Origin of the sequence: Streptomyces sp. NPDC092296, assembly GCF_044755465.1 — a bacterium.
GTDB lineage: Bacteria > Actinomycetota > Actinomycetes > Streptomycetales > Streptomycetaceae > Peterkaempfera.
On sequence record NZ_JBIVRB010000013.1, the window covers coordinates 120,024 to 139,318 of the forward strand.

Consider the following 19,295-nt stretch of genomic DNA (forward strand, 5'->3'; position numbering starts at 1 on the left):
GCCGACGCGGCGCGGGTGCACGAGGCCAGCGAAGCCCGCGCCAACCTCGGCAAGGTCGTGCCACGGCCCTGACCAGCGGCCCTGACCAGCGGTCGGAGCAGCGCTCGGGGTCAGTTCTCGGGGATCAGTGTGGTGAGGCAGAAGGGGTGCCCGGCGGGGTCGAGCAGTACCCGCCACCGGTCCGGGCTGGGCTGGTCGGCGGCCTTGACCGCGCCGATCGCGACGGCGGCGGCCTCGGCGCGGTCCAGGTCGTCCACCGCGAAGTCGAGGTGCAGTTGCTTGCGCACCTCGCCCGCCGGCCAGCTGGGTGCCAGGTAGTCGTCCACCCGCATCAGGGTCAGCCAGAGCCGGTCACCGGAGAGCGCCACGAAGTCATCGGTGCTGAAGGTGGCCTCCCAGCCGGTCAACGCCGTGTAGAAGTCGGCCAGCTCCTTGGGGTCGGCGCAGTCGATCGCCACCGAGCCCAGCCGTGCGATTGCCGTCATCCGAAACCACTCCCCGTAGTCGGTCCAGCACAAGCGCCGCCGAGTCTACGTCGCACCTCCCACAATCGGGCCGGTTTCCCCGGGCGGGTCGCTCGGTGCAGGTCAGAGGCGAGCGAGGGTGCGGACGATCATCCGGGCCGGAGTGCCGGGGGACTTGCCGCAGCTTTCGGGGCGGGGCGGCTCGGAGGCGCCCTTGGCCACCTCGGCGGACCAGGCGCGGCCGTCCAGGTGGCGGACCTGGACCTCCCAGTGACCTTTGTCCCGCTCGTGCTGCTCCACGGTGAGGACGTCGACCCGGTCCTCGCCGGTGAGCCGACGTACGGCAAGTTCGGCGGCCTGCCCGGGGCGGTCCCAACAGGAGCGCCCCCGGCACCACTCGGCGGCCATCCGCCCCTCGGCGGTGCCGGTCAGCACCTCCTTGGCGGCGGTGACGGTGAGCCGCCCATAGGCGTACCCGTACGGCAGCACCAGCATGGTGGGGGAGAAGCGGTGGCCGCCGAGATGGGTGACCTCCCAGACTTCGCTGTGCCCGGCGGCGGCCAGCTCCGCCGCCAGCGGCCGCCCGAGCAGCGCACAGCACTGGTCGCGCCGCCCATTGGTGCACACCAGAGCCAACGGGTCGCCGGTGTGCTCGCCGCCCGAGCCGCCCGAGCAGCCGAAGCCCCCGTGGTCGCCCGCACCCAGCGCGGCGAAGTCCAGTCCGAGCAGGTCACCCGGTGTGTCGACCTGGCCCCGCCGCACCCAGGAAGCCCCGGGGGCGGTGTGCGCGACCACCACACCGTGCCCGCCGCCCGTCCCCGAGTCGGCGTGCCGGCCGGGCCTGCGGATCAGCGCCACCCTCACGCCGGTCCCCTTGGCAGCCGCGTCGAGCGCCCGCCCGACCGCCGGGTCGAGGTGGCTGTGGGTGAGTGCCTTGGCCCCCCAGGGGCCGTTCTGCTCCAGCAGCAGCCAGGTCGTCGCGGTAGCCGCCGTGGCGGCCAGCGGCTCGGCCAGTTCCCAGGAGAGGGTGGTACACGTGCTCACCAAGGCAACCCTACGCTCAGCAGCCCCACCCGGCCCGGCGGCCTTCGGCGGAGGCCGCCGACGTGGCCGGCGGCTTCAGACCTTGCGCCAGCCGGGCACCCAGGCGCCGTCCTGCACGCTGTAGTCACCGAAAAGCGACGGCGCCTCCTTGACCATGAGCTCACCGACCTTTCCGAATATGAGGCGGATCTCCTCCTCGGCCCCGGGAGCGGTGCGGTTCTCGATGACATGGCGCAGCGTGCGGATATTCGCCGTCCAGAGCAGACCGGTCGCCAGGCCCTCCGGCGCGAAACGCCGCATGAACGACGTCTTCGCCTTCTTCTCGGCGAACTTCACACCTTCCTCGTCCAGTCCGAAATGGTCGGCCATCCAGCCTTGGAACTCCTCGATCTGCGTCAGGAGTCCACTGGCGCGAGCCATCAGCTCGGGGTCCTCCCGCGCCCAGTCGGGGAACCAGAACGGGAGGTCGTCGAGCCGGACGAACCGCAGCGACTCCTGGGAGATCGCCGTCCCGGCGCGGTGCCGTACCAGCTCATGGGTGGCCACCCGGCTGACGTTGTGCAGCACGAAGGAGAAGCTGACGTGCTCAAGCACCGAGCCGTGCGCGCTGGCCAGGATGTTCTTAAGATACTGGTCCTGGTCGGTACGTATCCTGGTGACATTCGGATTCAGCCCCGGCTCCCACGAGCGGTAGCAGATCCGACCGGCGAATTCGGCCAGATTCTGCGCGTCATCCAGGTCGCCCCGGTCGATCCGCTCCAGCCAGCTTTCCCCGCCGACCTCGGCAAGGTATTCCGAAACCTCTGCGTAGTCGACATCGGGGCGGGCGACAAGGCGGACTTCTGGCTCAACGGCGCGCATACGGCATATCCTGACGCAAGCAAAACGAAGGGGCGGTCCAGAACTCGCCCGCCCCATGGGCGCCCCCATTATGCCGGGTCGCCCCGACCCGGCTCCCGCCGTTCCAGAACGTGGCCGAATGGCCGCCCGACCCGCCGGAACGGCGGTCTCAGGTGGTCAGCAGCCGCTCCCGCAGCGCCGTGATCAACTCCTCGTCCGCCCCCAGCCGCTCGACGACATACCCGCGCACCGAGCCGTGCTCGGCGGCGAGATCGGCCAGGAACAGCCGCATGACCTGAGCCGGAGCCCTCCCGTACGACGGCCAGTTGAGCTTCCGACCAGGCTGGGACGCCTGCCACTCCGCGACCAGCCGCTCGGTGGCCAGCTCGGTGAGCGCGAAGTCGGCCAGGACGTCGTCCACGCCCACGCCCAGCAGTGAGAGGACCAGCCCCGCCACCATCCCGGTGCGGTCCTTGCCGGACGCGCAGTGGAACACCAGCGGGCCGCTGTCGGCGGCGATCACCTCCAGCGCCTGCCGGAGTTCCACCGCGCCGTCGAGGGCGACCTCGGCGTACCGGTCCGCGAGGTAGCGCCAGGGGTCGACATCGGCCGGGATCTCCGCCTGGTCGTACGGCCGGTGCTCCACGCTGAAGTTGTGGTAGGCGAGTCCGGCGGCGTCCGGCACCCGGCCCTTGCGCTCGATCTCCCACGGGTACCGCAGATCGATCACCGTGCGGATGTCGAGACCGAGGAAGCGCTCCCAGTCGGCCCCCTGGAGTTTGGCGAGCGAGTCGGAGCGGTACAGCCGGCCCCAGCGCACCGCCCGCCCGTCATCGGTGCGATACCCGCCCAGATCACGGAAGTTGTGCAGCTGCTCGAAGGTGATGTGCCGTCTCATGCCCGACACCCTAGGAGCCCCGTCGGCTCCGAGGGGCGGCCACCCACTGCCTCGCGCCCCCACCGCGCCCCCTGCGCGTAGCCTGAGAGCACGATGAACCGTCTGACCACACCCTGGGGGGACCTCGCCCTCACCCGCTTCCCCGAGGACCCCCGCGACCAGCTCCGCGCCTGGGACGCCGCCGACGAGTACCTGCTCCGCCACCTCGACGGCATCGCCCCCGACGCCACCACCGTCGTCCTGGGCGACCGCTGGGGCGCCCTGACCACCGCCCTGGCCACCGCGGAGCCGCCGCACCGCCCCGTACAGATCACCGACTCCCACCTCGCCCAGCAGGCCACCCGCGCCAACCTGCGCCGCAATGGCGCCGACCCGGACGCGGTGCGCCTGCTCTCCACCAGGGATACGCCCCCGGACCGGATCGACGCGCTGCTGATCCGGGTGCCCAAGAGCCTCGCCCTGCTGGAGGACCAGCTGCACCGGCTGGCCCCCGGCGTACACGCGGACACCGTCGTGGTCGGCACCGGCATGGTCACCGAGATCCACACCTCCACGCTCAAGCTGTTCGAGCGCATCCTCGGACCGACCCGCACCTCGCTCGCGGCCAAGAAGGCGCGGCTGATCTTCTGCTCACCGGACCCGGCGATCCCGCGCACCGCCAGCCCCTGGCCGCTCAGCTACGCACTGCCCGACGACATCGGCGCGGTCTCCGGCCGCACGGTGGTCAACCACGCGGGCATCTTCTGCGCCGAGCGCCTGGACATCGGCACCCGCTTCCTGCTGCGCAACCTCCCGCCGCAGCCCGCCCCGGGCGCCGACCCCCGGCGGATCGTGGACCTGGGCTGCGGAAACGGCGTGGTCGGTACGGCGATGGCGCTGGCCGAGCCGGACGCGGAGGTGCTCTTCACCGACGAGTCGTACCAGGCCGTCGCCTCCGCCGAGGCCACCTTCCGGGCCAATGCCTCATCGGGCTCCAAGGCCGAATTCCTGGTGGCGGACGGCCTCTCCGCGATCCCGGCCGGCACGGTGGACCTGGTGCTCAGCAACCCGCCGTTCCACAGCCACCAGGCCACGACCGACGCCACGGCCCGGCGGATGTTCACCGGATCGCGTGACGCGCTGCGGCCCGGCGGCGAGCTGTGGGTGATCGGCAATCGGCATCTCGGCTACCACATCCGGCTGCGCCGCATCTTCGGCAACTGCGAAATCGTCAGCAGCAACCCGAAGTTCGTCATCCTGCGATCCGTCAGGAACTGACGGCGTACCTACGACGGCCCCGCCAACCGCCTCGGCGGCGGGGCCGTCGAGTACGGCACTGCCTCACAGCGCGGCGGCGAACTCCATGTGCCCCGCCCATGCCTCGGGGGCTGAAGCCCGTTGGCCACCAGGCTGTCGTGGGCGTACAACTCGACCGCCGCTGCCTCCAAGCAGGTGAAGTCCCGGAGAAGTGCCGGGAAACGCGCCCCGGAGATCGATCACTTGAGTACGTTCAGCGTGCTGCGGCCGGTCGGTGCTCGCTTGCTCATGGAGCAGCTTGCGTAGTTGGCCATTTCTCGCGCCTCGCTGAGGTGCTCTCCGCGCTTCGGAGCAGGGCGCGCCAGCTCAAGTCGGCCCAGCGTACCGCCACTTTGGGCGATGGTACGGCCACTCTCAGTACGCGCCGTTGTGCTGGTCAGGCCATGTCCGAGCCGCCACGGTTGGAGGCATGAAGCTGAAGATTCGCTCTGCCGAGACCACCGCAGCCGTCAGAGAGTTCACCGAGCGGTTCAGCCCCACGCGGCACGGAGCACAGCTGGCGCGCCACGCGACATTGCGCCAACTTGACTGCTGGGGGCTGCGCATGGACGACGATCTGCCGCAGTCGGCGGCGCTGGTCGTGGCCGAGCTCGCCGCGAACGCCGTGCTGCACGGCCGGGTACCTGGCCGCCAGTTCGAAGTGCGGCTGGTCCTCCACCAGGCCCTGCTGCGTATCGAGGTCTCCGACGCCCGCAGCGAACGGCGACCCGGCCCGGCCTGCCTGCCGCGCCCGGATGACGAATACGGGCGCGGCCTGCTGCTGGTCGACTGCATCTCGCTGTGCTGGGGCGTGCTGGACCGCTACCCGATCGGCAAGACGGTCTGGGCGGAACTGGCGGTGCCCGCGTGGAGCTGACAACCCCACGGCAGCCCGAACACCGCGGCCGGGCCCATGAGGTGGTCGCGGAACTCCGCGCGGCCACCGGCAGCATGGCCCTGGACTTCTTCGAGCTGCACCTGCACGAAGACCCGGCCCCCGATGCCGAGCCCGCCGTCGCCTGGGGCCGCACCACCATCGAGACGGCCCAGCGCTTCCTTGACCTGCTGGCCCTGATCGACGCGGCCCGCGAAGCCGAAACCGCCCTGCTGGCCCGCATCTTCCGGCGCTACCCCGAACTCTCCCCGGGCCTCCGCCCCCACTACCCCCGCTGACCCCGTGCAACCCGACAACGGCCCGGACCCGCTCCGGGCCGGCACGGCCAGTACGAGCACTTCCGGACGGGCCGGTCGGCCCGTGGGCTCAGTCGGTGTGTTCCCGTAGCCAGGCCAAGGCTGCCGGGGCCGCGGCGAGGACGGATACATGGCCGTCGTCGGGGCGCAGCCAGAGTTCCGCCGTGCGGCAGTGCTGGGCGAGCCAGGCACCGTGGGAGCTGGGGACGATGCGGTCCTGTCCGCCGTGCAGGATCAGTGTGGGCGCGCGTACCCGGGCGGGGTCGAACCCCCACGGGCGGACATAGGCCAGGTCGTCGTCCACCATGCCGTCCATTCCGGCGTCCAGGCCCTTCCCGGCGACGGTGCCCAGCCAGGACCACTCGCCGCCCAGCGCGGCGTGGTCCGCCGGGGTGAACGACTCCGGGTCGAAGTCATTGGCCGCGAGGAAGCCCTGCAGCGCGGCGCGCCCCGCGACGGCGGCGCGCAGCCCCGAAGCACCGGATGCCGCCATGCCGGCGAACCAGTCCAACCCCTCGGCGTCGAAGGGGGCCAGCCCCGCCGCGCAGACCACGCCCAGGACGCGCCTGGGCAGCAGCGCGGCGCACCCCAGCGCATGCGAGCCGCCGCCGGACGAGCCCATGACCGCGAACCGGTCGACGCCCAGCGCGTCCGCGACGGCCGACACATCGGCGGCGGCCGCGCCCAGCCCCCGGCCCGGGTGGGGAGTCGACCCGCCGTAGCCGGGGCGGTCGTACGAGACCCAGCGGATGCCGCACCGGGCGGCGGCCGGGAACAGCGGTTCCGGTGGCGCGCCGATGTTGGGCGTGCCGTGGTGCCAGAACACCGTGAGGTGGTGGCCCTCCTCGGGGCGGGCGTCGTAGAAGTGCAGCGTACGACCATCGGTCAGTTGGAGATCGCTCTCTGTCACCGTCATCATGCGCGGAGCGTATCGACCGCCACTGACAACGCCGCTGACAACGCCGCCGACGGCGCCACTGCTCCGGCGGTCGTACTCCTCGCGGTGGTCGGACTCGCGGGTCACCCGTGAGGGTGATGCTGTCCTGGCGTGGAGGCCCCTGGCCGCCCGTAGAGCGGCGCTGGAGCACCCGGCGGGGGCGGGGGGAGCGGCATGGGCGGCGGTTAGATTGCCAGCGGCCGAGCGGCCTGTCCACCGCCGGCCGAGGGAGAGCCATGGCGATCGAGCTGCCCGGTGAGGTGGTGTCGTTCCTCCAGTTCATCGGGGTCGACTGGCCCCAGGTGAACGAGGACAACGTGCGTGAGCACGCGGCGCGCGTCCGGGAGTTCGCGAGCACGATACAGCACGCCCACGACAGGCCCGCCGCGACCCCGCGGCTGCCCGGCGCTGCCCGCGAGGCGCTGCCCGCCGAGTGGGAGGGGCTGTCCGGCAGCCGGTTGGCCGTGCTGGTCGACACCTGCCGGGCGGTGGCGGCGGCGCTGGACGTGACGGCGGAGCGCGGCGTCCAGCGGATCGGCAGGGCGCTCGCCGAGGACGCCGGCCTGGCGGTACGGGACTTCTACCGCGCGACGGGGAAGGAGCCGCCCGCCGTGAACGCCGTGAACGCCGTGAACGCCGTGAACGCCGAGGAGGCCCACATCGAGCAGGAGACCGCGACGCTGCTGCTGAAGATCCTCGACGCCGGCAGCCGGGCTCCGACCCACCAGCACGGGGACGGCGCCGCCCGCAGGCAGGTGGCGACCCCGCGCGAGGCGGCCCGACCCGCAGCGACCGGCGGCCCCGGCGGGGTCGACCTGGCCACCGGCCGGCTGTGCATCGAGCAGAGCGACGTACTCCTGCCCGGCTCGCTGCCACTGGCCTTCACCCGGACCCATGACTCGGGCTACCAGGCGGGGCGCTGGATGGGCCGGCGCTGGGTGTGCACCTTCGACGAGCGGTTGGAGATCGACGCGGAGGGCGTCGTCCACCTCGGCACCGACGCGGCCGCGCAGGCGTATCCACACCCTGCCCCCGGCGAGCCGACGCAGGCCGACGCCGGGGTGCGCCGGGAGCTGGCGGTCGACGCCGCGACCGGCGACTACACCCTGACCGACGTCTCCCGGGGCCTGGTCCGGGAGTTCACCGCCCGGCCGGACGGCGGGACGGCGCTGCTGACCCGGCTGCGCGACGCCTTCGGCCGCCGTCTCGACTTCGCGTACGACGAGGACGGTACGCCGCTGAGCATCACCCACTCCGGTGGCTACCGGCTGCTGGTCGCCGTCGACCGGGGCCGGATCATCGCCCTGCGGCTGGCCGGCGCCGGGCCGGACGGCGGCGACCTGCTGCTGCGGCGGTACGGCTACACCGACGGCCGGCTGTCGGCGGTGTACGACTCCTCCGGTCGGCCGCTGCGCTTCGACAACGACGAGCAGGGCCGCATCCTCGCCTGGACCGACCGCAACGACACCCGCTATCTGTACGCCTACGACACCTCCGGCCGAGTGGTGGACGCGGGCGGCGTCGACGGCTCGCTGCGCTTCCACTTCGAGTACGGCGACCCGGACCCGGCCACCGGCCTGCGGGTGCACAGCGAGACCAACGCCCTCGGCTACACCACTTGCCACCACGTCGACGAGCACGCCCGGATCGTGGCCCGTACCGACCCGCTGGGGCACACCGTCCGCACCGAACGGGACGGGAACGACCGGCTGCTGGCGGTCACCGACCCGCTCGGCGCCACCACCCGCTTCGAGTACGACGGCGCGGGCGACCTGGTCGTCACCACGCGCGCCGACGGCGAACCGGCCACCGCCTGCTACACCCGGCGCGGTGGGCTGAGCCTGCCGGAAGTGGTCGTCGAGCCGGGCGGGGCGGTCTGGCGCCGCAAGTACGACGAGGACGGCCGCTGCACCTCGGTCACCGATCCGCTGGGCGCCGTCACCCGCTACGGCTACGACGAGTTGGGGCATCTCTCCTCGGTCACCAATGCGCTCGGCCACACCACCTTCGTCCACAGCAATCCGGCCGGCCTCCCGGTCGAGGTCACCGACCCGACCGGCGCCACCAGCCGGTTCGAGCGCGACGCCTTCGGCCGTACCGTCGCCTTCACCGATCCGCTGGGTGCCGTCACCCGGCTGACCTGGACCGTCGAGGGGCGACCGGCGTCGTGCACCGCCCCGGACGGCAGCACCGAGAGCTGGACGTACGACGAGGAGGGCAATCTGCTCACCCACACCGACCAGCTCGGCCGGGTGACCACCTATGAGTACTCCCCGTTCGGGACGCTCGCCGCCCGCACCGGGCCGGACGGCGCCCGGGTCGCCTTCGGCCACGACGCGCATCTGCAACTGGTGACCGTCACGGACGCGCTGGGCCGGACCTGGGAGTACCGCTACGACCAGGCGGGCCGGCCCGTCGCCGAGCACGACTTCCACGGACGGGTCGTCAGCTACCGGCTGGACGCGGCCGGACAGGTCGTCGCGCGCACCAACGCGCTGGGCCAGCAGGTCCGGTACGGTTACGACCTGCTGGGCAACCTGGTCTCCAAGAGCGCCGACGGGCTGACCACCAGCTACTGCCACGACCTCGCCGGGCACCTGATCCAGGCCGTCGGGCCGGACACCGGGCTGGTCCGCACCGTCGACGCGCTCGGCAACCTGCTGACCGAGAGCGTCAACGGCCGCACCCTCACCCACACCCGGGACATCCTCGGCCGTCGCGTCCGCCGCACCACCCCCACCGGCCACACCAGCACTTGGACGTACAACCCCGGCGGCCAGCGCACCGCCCTCACCACCCCGGCGGGCAGCCTCGACTTCGCCTATGACGCCGCTGGGCGCGAACGGCAGCGGTCCATCGGCGGCCACCTCACCCTGACCAGCGGCTGGGACACCCGGCATAGCCTGATCCGGTCCACCCTGAAGTGCCGTGACGCCGTGCTCCAGCAGCGCGACTACAGCTACTGCGCGGACGGCAGCCTCTGCGGCATCGACGACCGGCTCGCCGGGCAGCGCACCTTCGACCTCGACCAGGTCGGCCGGGTCACCGCCGTGCACGGAGCCACCTGGACCGAGAGCTACGCCTACGACCCGGCGGGCAACCTCACCGACGCCCAGTGGCCGGCCACCGGCGCCACCCGCGCGGCGCTGGGCCCCCGCAGCTACGGCGAGGCCGGGCTCAGTACGGCCGGGCGGGTGCGCTACGAGTACGACGGCGCCGGTCGTACCGTCCTGCGGCAGCGCCTCCGATCCGCCCAGCAGCCCGACAGCTGGCACTTCGGCTGGGACGCCGAGGACCGGCTCACCCAGGTCACCACCCCCGACGGCACCCGGTGGCGCTACCTGTACGACCCCTTCGGGCGGCGGACCGCCAAGCAGCGGCTGGCCGCCGACGGCACCACGGTGGAGGAGCAGACCGACTTCACCTGGGACGGCGCCACCCTGGCCGAGCAGACCACCCGCGCCCGCTACCTCCCGGGGCCGCACACCCTCAGCTGGGACCACCGGGGGCTGCATCCCATCGCGCAGACCGAGACCATCACCACCCGGGCGACGGCCGAGGCCCCCCGGGAGCAGACCGACCGCCGCTTCTTCGCCGTCGTCACCGACCTGGTCGGCACCCCCACCGAGCTGGTCGACCCCGCCACCGAGACCATCGCCTGGCGGGCCACCCCCACCCTCTGGGGCAACACCACCTGGCCCAGCACCAGCACCACGTACACGCCGTTGCGCTTCCCCGGCCAGTACTTCGACCCGGAGACCCGGCTGCACTACGGCCTGCACCGCTACTACGACCCCGAGACCGCCCGCTACACCGCCCCCGACCCGCTCGGGCTCGGGCCGGCCGTCAACCCCGAGGGCTATGTGCACAATCCGCACACCTGGGCGGACCCGCTCGGCCTGGCGGCCGGGCTCGCCGTGGTCGGCCGCCACCGCGCCGTCGCGGCCGTGCCGACGGCGGCGTGGGTCGCCGCTGTCGCGCGGGTCGCCCCCGTGGTCGGCGTCAGGACCGGCCGTGTTGTCAGAGGTGGCTCGTACGATCCGGACAGCAGTGGATTCCAAGCTGGAGGGGGGCAGGCATGACTGCTCATCAGGTCGCCTATGCACAGGTCAACGGCATGGAGATGTACTACGAGACCCATGGTGCCGACTCCGGCCGACCGCTGGTACTGCTGCACGGCGGCGTCCTCACCATCGAGTCGTCGTTCGGGGAGTTGCTGCCCGCGCTGGCCGCCGGGCGCCGGGTGATCGCCGTCGAGTTGCAGGGGCACGGCCATACCGCCGACATCGACCGGGAGATGACCGTACCGGCGCTCGCCGGTGACGTCGTCGCGCTGCTCGACGCGCTCAGCATCGGGCAGGCCGACCTCTTCGGGTTCAGCCTGGGCGGCATGACGGCGCTGGAGACGACGCTGCGGCATCCGGAGCGGGTGGGTCGGCTGGCCGTCGCGGGCGCCGCCTACCGGGCGGACGGCTACTACGACGAGATCCGCGACCCGGCGCTGCATGCGACATCGACCCGGTTGCCGACCCGGGCCGACTTCCAGCAGATGGTGGACGCCTACAACGCGGTGGCCCCCGACCCGGGGCACTTCCAGGACTTCATGGCCAAGTGCACCGTCGCGGCGGGCTTCGCGGGCTGGTCACCGGACGACCTCAAGGGGCTGGCCGTACCGGTGCTGCTGGTCTTCGGCGACACCGACTTCGTCCGCCTGGAGCACGCCGCCGAGATGCACCGGCTCATCCCCGACTCACGCCTGGCGGTCCTCCCCGACTGCACCCACATGGAGGTGACGCACCGTACGGAGCTGCTGCCGATGCTGGAGGGCTTCCTGAACGGCTGATCGACTGAGCTTGGCCGCCGAGCCGCCGAGCCGCCGAGCCGCCGGGCCGCCGGGCCGCCGGGCCGCCGAGCCGCCGAGCCCGGCTCCGGCGGCCGCTCGCAAGCGGTCACCGGAGCCGGGGCGGCCGGGGTGCGTCAGGCGGGGCCGGCCACCGCCGCGACCTGGGCGGTGACGGGCAGACCCGAGCCGTCGCGGCGCGGGTCGCGCTCCGGCAGCTCCACCGGCGCGCCGCCCGCGGTCGCCGCCCGAGCCGGTGCCGGACCCGCCCAGGCGAACGCCAGGGCGTCCTCGCCGCGCAGGAACCGCTGGCAGCGGACACCGCCGGTGGCCCGGCCCTTCCTCGGGTACTGCTCGAACGGGGTGAGCTTCCAGCTCGACTGGGCCTCCCCGGTCAGCGTCCCGGCCGTCCCGGCGACGGTGAGCACCACCGCGTCCAGCGCCGGGTCCACCGCCGTGAAGGAGAGCACCCGGGCGCCGTCGGCCAGCTTGATGCCCGCCATACCGCCCGCCGGGCGGCCCTGCGGCCGCACCTGCCCCGCCGGATAGCGCAGCAACTGCGCGTCCGAGGCGATGAAGACCAGATCCTCTTCGCCAGTGCGCAGCTCCACCGCACCGATGACGCTGTCGCCCTCCTTGAGCGAGATCACCTCGAACTCGTCCTTGTTGGCCGGCCAGTCCGGCACCACCCGCTTCACCACGCCCTGCACGGTGCCCAGCGCCAGGCCCGGCGAGGACTCGTCCAGTGTGGTCAGCGCCAGCACCCGCTCATCGGGCGCCAGATCCAGGAACTCGCTCGCCGCCGCGCCGCCCGCCAGACTGGGCGCAGCCGAACTCGGCGGCAGCGCGGGCAGGTCGATCACCGTCAGCCGCAGCACCCGCCCGGCCGAGGTCACCGCGCCGACATCGCCGCGCGCCGTGGCTGGCACCGCCGAGACGATCACGTCGTGCTTGGACCGCCCCTCGCTCGGCTCGAACGCGTCCGCGTCCGCCGTGCGGGCCAGCAGCCCGGTGGAGGAGAGCAGCACCCGGCACGGATCGTCCGCCACCTGGAGCGGCACCGCCGACGCGGCCGTCACCACGCCGCCCTCCAGCAGCACCGTGCGCCGCTCGGTGCCGAACTTCTTCGCCACCGCCGCCAGTTCGCCGGAGACCACGCTGCGCAGCTTGGCGTCCGAGTCCAGGATCGCGGTCAGCTCGGTGATCTCCCGGTGCAGCTTCTCCTGCTCGGCCTCCAACTCCACCCGGTCGAACCGGGTGAGCCGCCGCAGCGGGGTGTCCAGGATGTAGGCCGTCTGCACCTCGGAGAGCGAGAAGCGCTCCATCAGGCGCTCCTTGGCCTGGGCGGCGTTCTCGCTGCCCCGGATGAGGGCGATGACCTCGTCGATGTCGACCAGCGCCACCAGCAGGCCCTCAACCAGGTGCAGCCGGTCCTGCCGCTTGCTGCGCCGGAACTCGCTGCGTCGGCGCACCACCTGGAAGCGGTGGTCGACATAGACCTCCAGCAGTTCCTTCAGACCCAGCGTCAGCGGCTGCCCGTCGACCAGCGCCACATTGTTGATGCCGAAGGACTCCTCCATCGGCGTCAGCTTGTAGAGCTGTTCGAGCACCGCCTCCGGCACGAAGCCGTTCTTGACCTCGATCACCAGCCGCAGGCCGTGCGCGCGGTCGGTGAGGTCCTTCACATCGGCGATGCCCTGGAGCTTCTTGGAGCCGACCAGGTCCTTGATCTTGGAGATCACCTTCTCCGGGCCGACGTTGTACGGCAGCTCGGTGACCACGATGCCCTTGCGGCGCGCCGTGACGCTCTCGATCGTGGTGGTGGCCCGGATCCTGAAGGTGCCCCGGCCGGTCTCGTACGCGTCCCGGACGCCCGCCAGGCCGACGATCCGGCCGCCGGTCGGCAGGTCCGGGCCGGGCACGAACCGCATCAGGGTGTCCAGGTCGGCGTCCGGGTGCTTGACCAGGTGCCGGGCGGCGGCGACCACCTCGGAGAGGTTGTGCGGCGGCATATTGGTCGCCATGCCGACCGCGATGCCGGACGCGCCGTTGACCAGCAGGTTGGGGAAGGCGGCGGGCAGCACGCCCGGCTCCTGCTCGCTGCCGTCGTAGTTGGGCGTGAAGTCGACGGTCTCCTCGTCGATCGACTCCACCATGGCCATCGCGGCGGCGGTCAGCCGGGACTCGGTGTACCGCATCGCGGCGGGCGGGTCGTCGTTGCCCAGCGAGCCGAAGTTGCCGTGACCGTCGATCAGCGGCAGCCGCATCGAGAACGGCTGTGCCAGCCGCACCAGGGTGTCGTAGATCGCCGCGTCGCCGTGCGGGTGCAGCCGGCCCATCACCTCACCGACGACGCGGGCCGACTTCACATGGCTGCGCTCCGGGCGCAGCCCCATCTCATTGGCCTGGTAGACGATCCGCCGATGCACCGGCTTGAGACCGTCCCGCGCGTCGGGCAGGGCGCGGGAGTAGATGACGGAGTAGGCGTACTCCAGGTAGGAGCGCTGCATCTCGTCCACGACGTCGACATCGAGGATGCGCTCCTCGAAGTCGCCGGGCGGCGGGGTAGGCGAACTGCGGCGGGCCATCGCGGGCGGGCTCCTTTGCGTGTTCAGCGTCGATCCAGGCCGTGCGGGCACGGCGGCTCCCTATTGTGACCCCTCGCACCGACATCCCCGGCCACCACCCCGCGCCCGCCGTCCACGGGCACCGCCGCCACCGGCCGGAGCACCGGCGCGCGTCCGCCTGCGGCGAACAACGGCCTGGCGTGGGCATCTGCGGGCCGCTCGTTCGTTGCACCACAATGGGGCAGCACGAGGGCGGCGACGCCCTCACCCCGCGAGCAGGAACCACACCGAGCAGCGACGGGAAGGACCCGAAGAGCATGGCCAACCCGGCCCCCGCCTCCACCACCGGAGGCCTATCCATCACCGAGCACCGGCTGGCCAACGGCCTGCGTGTGGTGCTCTCCGAGGACCACCTCACGCCGGTCGCCGCCGTGTGCCTCTGGTACGACGTCGGCTCCCGCCACGAGGTGGAGGGCCGCACCGGCCTCGCCCACCTCTTCGAGCACCTGATGTTCCAGGGCTCGGCCAATGTCTCCGGCAACGGGCACTTCGAGCTCATCCAGGGTGCCGGCGGCTCCCTGAACGGCACCACCAGCTTCGAGCGCACCAACTACTTCGAGACCATGCCCGCCCACCAGTTGGAGCTCGCCCTCTGGCTGGAGGCCGACCGGATGGGCTCGCTGCTGGCCGCGCTGGACCAGACCAGCCTGGACAACCAGCGCGACGTGGTGAAGAACGAGCGCCGCCAGCGGTACGACAACGTGCCGTACGGCACCGCCTTCGAGAAGCTCACCGCGATGTCGTACCCCGAGGGCCACCCGTACCACCACACCCCGATCGGCTCCATGGCCGACCTGGACGCGGCCGACCTCGCGGACGCCCAGGCCTTCTTCACCACTTACTACGCGCCCAACAACGCGGTGCTGTCGGTGGTCGGCGACATCGACCCCGAGGAGACCCTGCGCTGGGTCGAGAAGTACTTCGGCAGCATCCCCTCCCACGACGGCAAGCCCGAGCCGCGCGACGGCTCGCTGCCGCCGGTCGCGGGGGAGGAGCTGCGGCTCACCGTCCGCGAGGAGGTGCCCTCCCGCGCCCTGATGGCCGCCTACCGGCTGCCGCACGACGGCACCCGGGAGGCCGACGCCGCCGACCTCGCGCTGACCGTGCTCGGCTCCGGCGAGTCCAGCCGGCTCTACAACCGGCTGGTGCGCCGCGACCGGCTCGCCGTCACCGCCGGCTTCGGCCTGCTGCGGCTGGCCGGGGCACCCTCGCTGGGCTGGCTGGACGTCAAGACGTCCGGTGACGCCACCATCGAGGACGTCGAGGCCGCCGTCGACGACGAGCTGGCCCGCTTCGCGGCCGAGGGCCCCACGCCCGAGGAGTTGGAGCGTGCCCAGGCGCAGATCGAGCGCGAGTGGCTGGACCGGCTCCAGACCGTCTCCGGCCGCGCCGACGAACTGTGCCGCTACGCCGTCCTGTTCGGTGACCCGGGGCTGGTCAACACCGCGCTGAGCCGGGTCATGGAGGTCACCGCCGAGGAGGTCCGGGCCATCGCCGCAGAGCGGGTGCGGCCCGACAACCGCGCGGTGCTCGTGTACGAGCCCGTACACCCGGAGGCCGTCGCCTCCGACGCCTCCGACGACGCCGCGAACTCCGAGGGAGGCGCCGCATGACCGGCATCGAGCCCACCATGACCTTCCACCCGCGCCCCGAGGCGGGCACCGCCACCCCGTGGGCGTTCCCCGCCCCCGAGCGCGGCACCCTGGCCAACGGCCTGACCCTGCTGCACTGCCACCGGCCCGGCCAGCAGCTGGTCGCCGTCGAGGTGCTGCTCGACGCCCCGCTCGCCGCCGAGCCCGCCGAGCTGGACGGCGTCGCCACCATCCTCGCCCGAGCGTTCAGCGAGGGCACCGACACCCTCACCGCCGAGGAGTTCGCCGCCGAGCTGGAGCGGGCCGGCGCCACCATGGGCGCGCACGCCGACCACTCCTGCGTCCGGGTCTCACTGGAGGTGCCCGCCTCCCGGCTGGAGCGCGGCCTCACCCTGCTGGCCGACGCGCTGCGGGCCCCGGCCCTGCCCGGGGACGAGATCGAGCGGCTGGTCGCCAACCGGCTGGACGAGATCGTCCACGAGCTGGCCAACCCGGCCCGCCGCGCGGCGTTCGCGCTCTACGGCGACCTCTTCGACAGCGCCGACCGGCTCTCCCGCCCCCGGGCCGGCTCCGCCGAGACCGTACGCCGCATCGACCGCGCGGCCGTGCAGGCGTTCTATGACGCGCACGTCCGCCCGGCCACCGCGACCGCCGTCGTCGTCGGGGACCTGGAGGGCGTCGACCTCCCCGGCATCCTGGACCGCACCCTCGGCGCCTGGACCGGCGACAAGGCCGAGCCCAGCAGCTCCGAGCCGATCGCCGCCGACGACACGGCACGGGTGATCATCGTCGATCGGCCCAGCTCGGTGCAGACCCAGCTGCTCATCGGCCGGATCGGCCCCGACCGGCACGACGAGCACTGGGCGGCCCAGGTGCTCGGCACCTACTGCCTCGGCGGCACCCTCACCTCCCGGCTGGACCGGGTGCTGCGGGAGGAGAAGGGCTACACCTACGGCGTCCGCGCGCTCAACCAGCCACTGCGCTCCGCCTCCGACGGCACCGGCCGGGTGCTGCTCGCCATCACCGGCTCGGTGGACACGGCCTCCACCGGCCCCGCCCTGGCCGACCTCTGGACGGTGCTGCGCACCCTCGCCGCCGAGGGGCTGACCGACGACGAGCGCGATGTCGCCGTGCAGAACCTGGTCGGCGTGGCGCCGCTGAAGTACGAGACGTCCGCCGCCGTGGCGGACACCCTGGCCGACCAGGTCGAGCAGGGCCTGCCGGACGACTACCAGGCCCAGATGTACCGGCGGCTCGCCGAGGTCAGCACGGCCGAGGCCACCGCCGCCGTGGTCGCGGCCTTCCCACCGGACCGGCTGGTCACCGTCCTGGTCGGGGACGCCTCCGTGATCGCAGGCCCGGTCCGCGAGCTGGGCATCGGCGACGTCACCGTCGTCCAGTCCTGACGGCCGCACCTCCACCGCACCGGCCGCCGGGGCCCTGCACCGGCCCCGGCGGCCGGGCGGGCCCCGGGCCGCCCGCTCACCCGCCGGTAGCTCCGCCGTCCCCGATGGGCACCGCGACGTCCAGATCGCTGCCGGCCGTGGGCCGCCCTGCGGCCGTCGATCCGGCCAGGACCGCCGCCAGTGCGTCGGGGAAGCGGGCGCGCACCAGACGCCGGGCCTGGTCGACGGGGTCGATGTCCGTGCCGGTCAGGGTCTCAGCGGCGTCGGACCGGGCGCGACCGGGTTTCCGTCGCCGGGGCCGACCAGGAACGGACTGCCCGGCCGGTCGGGCTGCCAGCCCCGGGTCAGACCCAGGCGGACGGCCGCCGCCACGGTCGACGGCAGCACGCTCATCGCCGGTCGGCCCGCCCAGTTGTCGGGCCGGGCCGCACCGAGGTCCGCCACCAGCACCGAACCCGGCCCGCAGCCGGTCCGCTCCACCGCGAACGTCAGCGACGACCACCCGGCGCCCTGGCAGTACGTCGGCCGGGGTCGCACCCGCCAGCGGTACTCCGTCCCATCCACCGTGACCAGCCGCGAACCCTTGCGTACCAGCGCCACATCCGCCCCCTCGCCTCCGCAGAACACCGGGGCCCACCCGCGATCCCGGCCGGGCGGCCGACGCGCACGCTAGCTCGCGCCCGCACCCCGGGCACCCCGTTTTCCGACACCGGCCGCATGAGAATCCCCGCCGGGGGCACCCGACAGCCCGTGCAGACCTTCCTGCCGTACCCGGACTTCGCCGCCGGCGCGGCCGTACTGGACACCAGGCGGCTCGGCAAGCAGCGGGTGGAGACGCTCCAGATCGCCCGCGCGCTGGTCTGGCCGGAGTACGGCTGGAAGAACCACCCGGCCGTGGCGATGTGGCGCGGCTTCGTACCCGCGCTGGCCGCCTACGGCCTGGCCGTCTGCCACCGCTGGCAGCAGCTCGGCCACCGCGACACGGTCGCCGGCCAGCTTCGCGACTTCACCGGACCCGGCGGGCCCCGCTCGCAGCGCGACCTGGCCGACGACGGACTGCTGCCGCCCTGGCTGGGCGACGAGGCCGTGCACCTCAGCCACCGCTCGGCGCTGCTGCGCAAGGACCCGGACCACTACCGGGACCGCTTCGAACCCGGACTGCCCGATGACCTCCCGTACACCTGGCCCGACCCCGCCTTCCCACGCTGGCCGCTGCGCCGGGGCCACGACCGGCCGCTCGGGCTGGAGCAGGCCGCGCGGCTGCTGGGCGTCGAGCTGCCCGACCGGCAGGCCCGCGCGGCGGTGGCGGCCGTGAGCGCGGGCTCGGACGCCGAACTGGCCGTACGCTCGCGCACCGCCGCCGGTACGGTCGCGCTGCTCGCGGGCCTGTGCACCCCCGGCAGCACCGCCTGGGTCATCCCCGGCGAGCCTGTCCGTACGGCTCCTGCCACGCCGATGCCCGGCTCCGAGCCCGCTCCTGAGGGCACCGAAGCCGGGATGACCGCCCGCCGCCCGGACGCCGCTGCCCTGGCCGCGATGCGGGCCGAACGCACCGCCGACCCGGAATTCCGCTTCCTGCGGGCCCGGCAGCTCAGCGCCGCGCCTGCCGCCGACGTGCCCGGACTGCTGGTACTGGACCGGGTGGCGGCCTCACGTCCGGCTGCCTGGGCCGCCGTCCCGGTCCTGCGGCTCGTCGGCGGCGGTCAGCGCCGCCCGTAGCGTCGCCGCCACCCCGGCCGCCTCCGTCTCGTCGCGGTAGCGGGCACGCGGCCAGAAGAAGCCCCGCAGGCCGTCCTTGGGGTTCCGGGGCACCACATGAAAATGGAGATGCGGCACCGACTGGCTGATCCGGTTGTTCGCCGCGACGAAGGAACCGGCCGCGCCGAGCGCGCCCTCCATCGCCGCCGCCACCCGCTGCACCACCGAGAAGTACGGCTCCAGCAGCGCGGACGGCAGCTCCGGCAGCGTCTCCACATGGGTGCGCGGCACCACCAGCGTGTGGCCTGGGAAGAGCGGCCGCCGGTCCAGGAAGGCCACCGTCCACTCGTCCTGGTAGACCAGCCGCGCCGCCGCCGTCCCCGCCACCACCGCACAGAACACGCACTCCGACCGCGTTGTCACCATGCCCCGATTCCAGCCCACCGCCGGCCGCAGCGCACCCCCGACCCGCCGCCGGAAACC

At 73.1% G+C, this 19,295-nt stretch carries 16 protein-coding genes; 8 read left to right on the forward strand and 8 right to left on the reverse strand.

Going from position 1 to position 19,295, the window contains the following annotated elements; all coding sequences use genetic code 11:
• Positions 1-110 precede the first annotated feature (110 nt).
• From ACIQGZ_RS23710 to ACIQGZ_RS23725, 4 genes are all read right to left on the reverse strand, one after another.
• Complete coding sequence (locus tag ACIQGZ_RS23710) at positions 111-485, reverse strand: VOC family protein (RefSeq protein WP_402604995.1); 375 nt, start codon at positions 483-485, stop codon at positions 111-113.
• Between the two features lie 102 nt (positions 486-587).
• Complete coding sequence (locus tag ACIQGZ_RS23715) at positions 588-1,508, reverse strand: sucrase ferredoxin (protein WP_402604997.1); 921 nt, start codon at positions 1,506-1,508, stop codon at positions 588-590.
• Positions 1,509-1,583: 75 nt separating this feature from the next.
• A complete protein-coding gene (gene thyX / locus ACIQGZ_RS23720) occupies positions 1,584-2,369 on the reverse strand; it encodes an FAD-dependent thymidylate synthase (protein ID WP_402604999.1) in 786 nt (261 codons plus the stop codon).
• Between the two features lie 148 nt (positions 2,370-2,517).
• Positions 2,518-3,246: a tyrosine-protein phosphatase gene (locus ACIQGZ_RS23725; RefSeq protein WP_402605002.1), complete on the reverse strand. Its 729-nt coding sequence runs from the start codon at positions 3,244-3,246 to the stop codon at positions 2,518-2,520.
• A 102-nt stretch (positions 3,247-3,348) separates the two neighbouring features.
• On the opposite strand from ACIQGZ_RS23725, the gene ACIQGZ_RS23730 reads away from it, so the two are divergent.
• From ACIQGZ_RS23730 to ACIQGZ_RS23740, 3 genes are all read left to right on the forward strand, one after another.
• The gene (locus ACIQGZ_RS23730; protein ID WP_402605121.1) at positions 3,349-4,503 is read left to right on the forward strand and encodes a methyltransferase; all 1,155 of its coding nucleotides are present in this window, start codon (positions 3,349-3,351) and stop codon (positions 4,501-4,503) included.
• Between the two features lie 448 nt (positions 4,504-4,951).
• Positions 4,952-5,398, forward strand: a complete 447-nt coding sequence (locus ACIQGZ_RS23735; RefSeq protein WP_402605004.1) for an ATP-binding protein — start codon at positions 4,952-4,954, stop codon at positions 5,396-5,398.
• Positions 5,389-5,694, forward strand: a complete 306-nt coding sequence (locus ACIQGZ_RS23740) for a hypothetical protein (RefSeq protein WP_402605007.1) — start codon at positions 5,389-5,391, stop codon at positions 5,692-5,694. The genes ACIQGZ_RS23735 and ACIQGZ_RS23740 overlap by 10 nt, the downstream gene beginning before the upstream one ends.
• Positions 5,695-5,782: 88 nt before the next feature.
• Here the strand turns inward: ACIQGZ_RS23740 and ACIQGZ_RS23745 are convergent, their stop codons facing one another.
• Positions 5,783-6,628 carry an alpha/beta fold hydrolase gene (locus ACIQGZ_RS23745; protein WP_402605123.1) on the reverse strand — a complete coding sequence of 282 codons (846 nt, stop codon included), beginning with the start codon at positions 6,626-6,628 and terminating at the stop codon, positions 5,783-5,785.
• A gap of 257 nt (positions 6,629-6,885) precedes the next feature.
• On the opposite strand from ACIQGZ_RS23745, the gene ACIQGZ_RS23750 reads away from it, so the two are divergent.
• Both ACIQGZ_RS23750 and ACIQGZ_RS23755 read left to right on the forward strand, forming a co-directional pair.
• A complete protein-coding gene (locus tag ACIQGZ_RS23750; protein WP_402605010.1) occupies positions 6,886-10,731 on the forward strand; it encodes an RHS repeat-associated core domain-containing protein in 3,846 nt (1,281 codons plus the stop codon).
• Positions 10,728-11,492, forward strand: a complete 765-nt coding sequence (locus tag ACIQGZ_RS23755; protein WP_402605014.1) for an alpha/beta fold hydrolase — start codon at positions 10,728-10,730, stop codon at positions 11,490-11,492. The genes ACIQGZ_RS23750 and ACIQGZ_RS23755 overlap by 4 nt, the downstream gene beginning before the upstream one ends.
• A gap of 134 nt (positions 11,493-11,626) precedes the next feature.
• Here ACIQGZ_RS23755 and ACIQGZ_RS23760 read toward each other — a convergent pair whose 3' ends face one another.
• Positions 11,627-14,077, reverse strand: coding sequence for a DNA topoisomerase (ATP-hydrolyzing) subunit A (locus ACIQGZ_RS23760; RefSeq protein WP_402605016.1), 2,451 nt, complete (start codon positions 14,075-14,077; stop codon positions 11,627-11,629).
• A gap of 296 nt (positions 14,078-14,373) precedes the next feature.
• On the opposite strand from ACIQGZ_RS23760, the gene ACIQGZ_RS23765 reads away from it, so the two are divergent.
• Entirely contained in the window at positions 14,374-15,729 is a 1,356-nt protein-coding gene (locus ACIQGZ_RS23765; protein ID WP_402605019.1) for a M16 family metallopeptidase, read from the forward strand.
• The gene (locus ACIQGZ_RS23770) at positions 15,726-17,114 is read left to right on the forward strand and encodes a M16 family metallopeptidase (RefSeq protein ID WP_402605021.1); all 1,389 of its coding nucleotides are present in this window, start codon (positions 15,726-15,728) and stop codon (positions 17,112-17,114) included. The genes ACIQGZ_RS23765 and ACIQGZ_RS23770 overlap by 4 nt, the downstream gene beginning before the upstream one ends.
• 246 nt (positions 17,115-17,360) lie before the next feature.
• Here the strand turns inward: ACIQGZ_RS23770 and ACIQGZ_RS23775 are convergent, their stop codons facing one another.
• A complete protein-coding gene (locus tag ACIQGZ_RS23775) occupies positions 17,361-17,714 on the reverse strand; it encodes a hypothetical protein (protein ID WP_402605024.1) in 354 nt (117 codons plus the stop codon).
• Positions 17,715-17,831: 117 nt separating this feature from the next.
• Between ACIQGZ_RS23775 and ACIQGZ_RS23780 the strand changes: the two genes are divergently transcribed.
• Positions 17,832-18,833: an MSMEG_6728 family protein gene (locus ACIQGZ_RS23780; protein ID WP_402605027.1), complete on the forward strand. Its 1,002-nt coding sequence runs from the start codon at positions 17,832-17,834 to the stop codon at positions 18,831-18,833.
• Here the strand turns inward: ACIQGZ_RS23780 and ACIQGZ_RS23785 are convergent.
• On the reverse strand, positions 18,765-19,238 hold the full coding sequence (locus tag ACIQGZ_RS23785; protein ID WP_402605029.1) for an HIT family protein: 474 nt from the start codon (positions 19,236-19,238) through the stop codon (positions 18,765-18,767). The genes ACIQGZ_RS23780 and ACIQGZ_RS23785 overlap by 69 nt on opposite strands.
• Positions 19,239-19,295 lie beyond the last annotated feature (57 nt).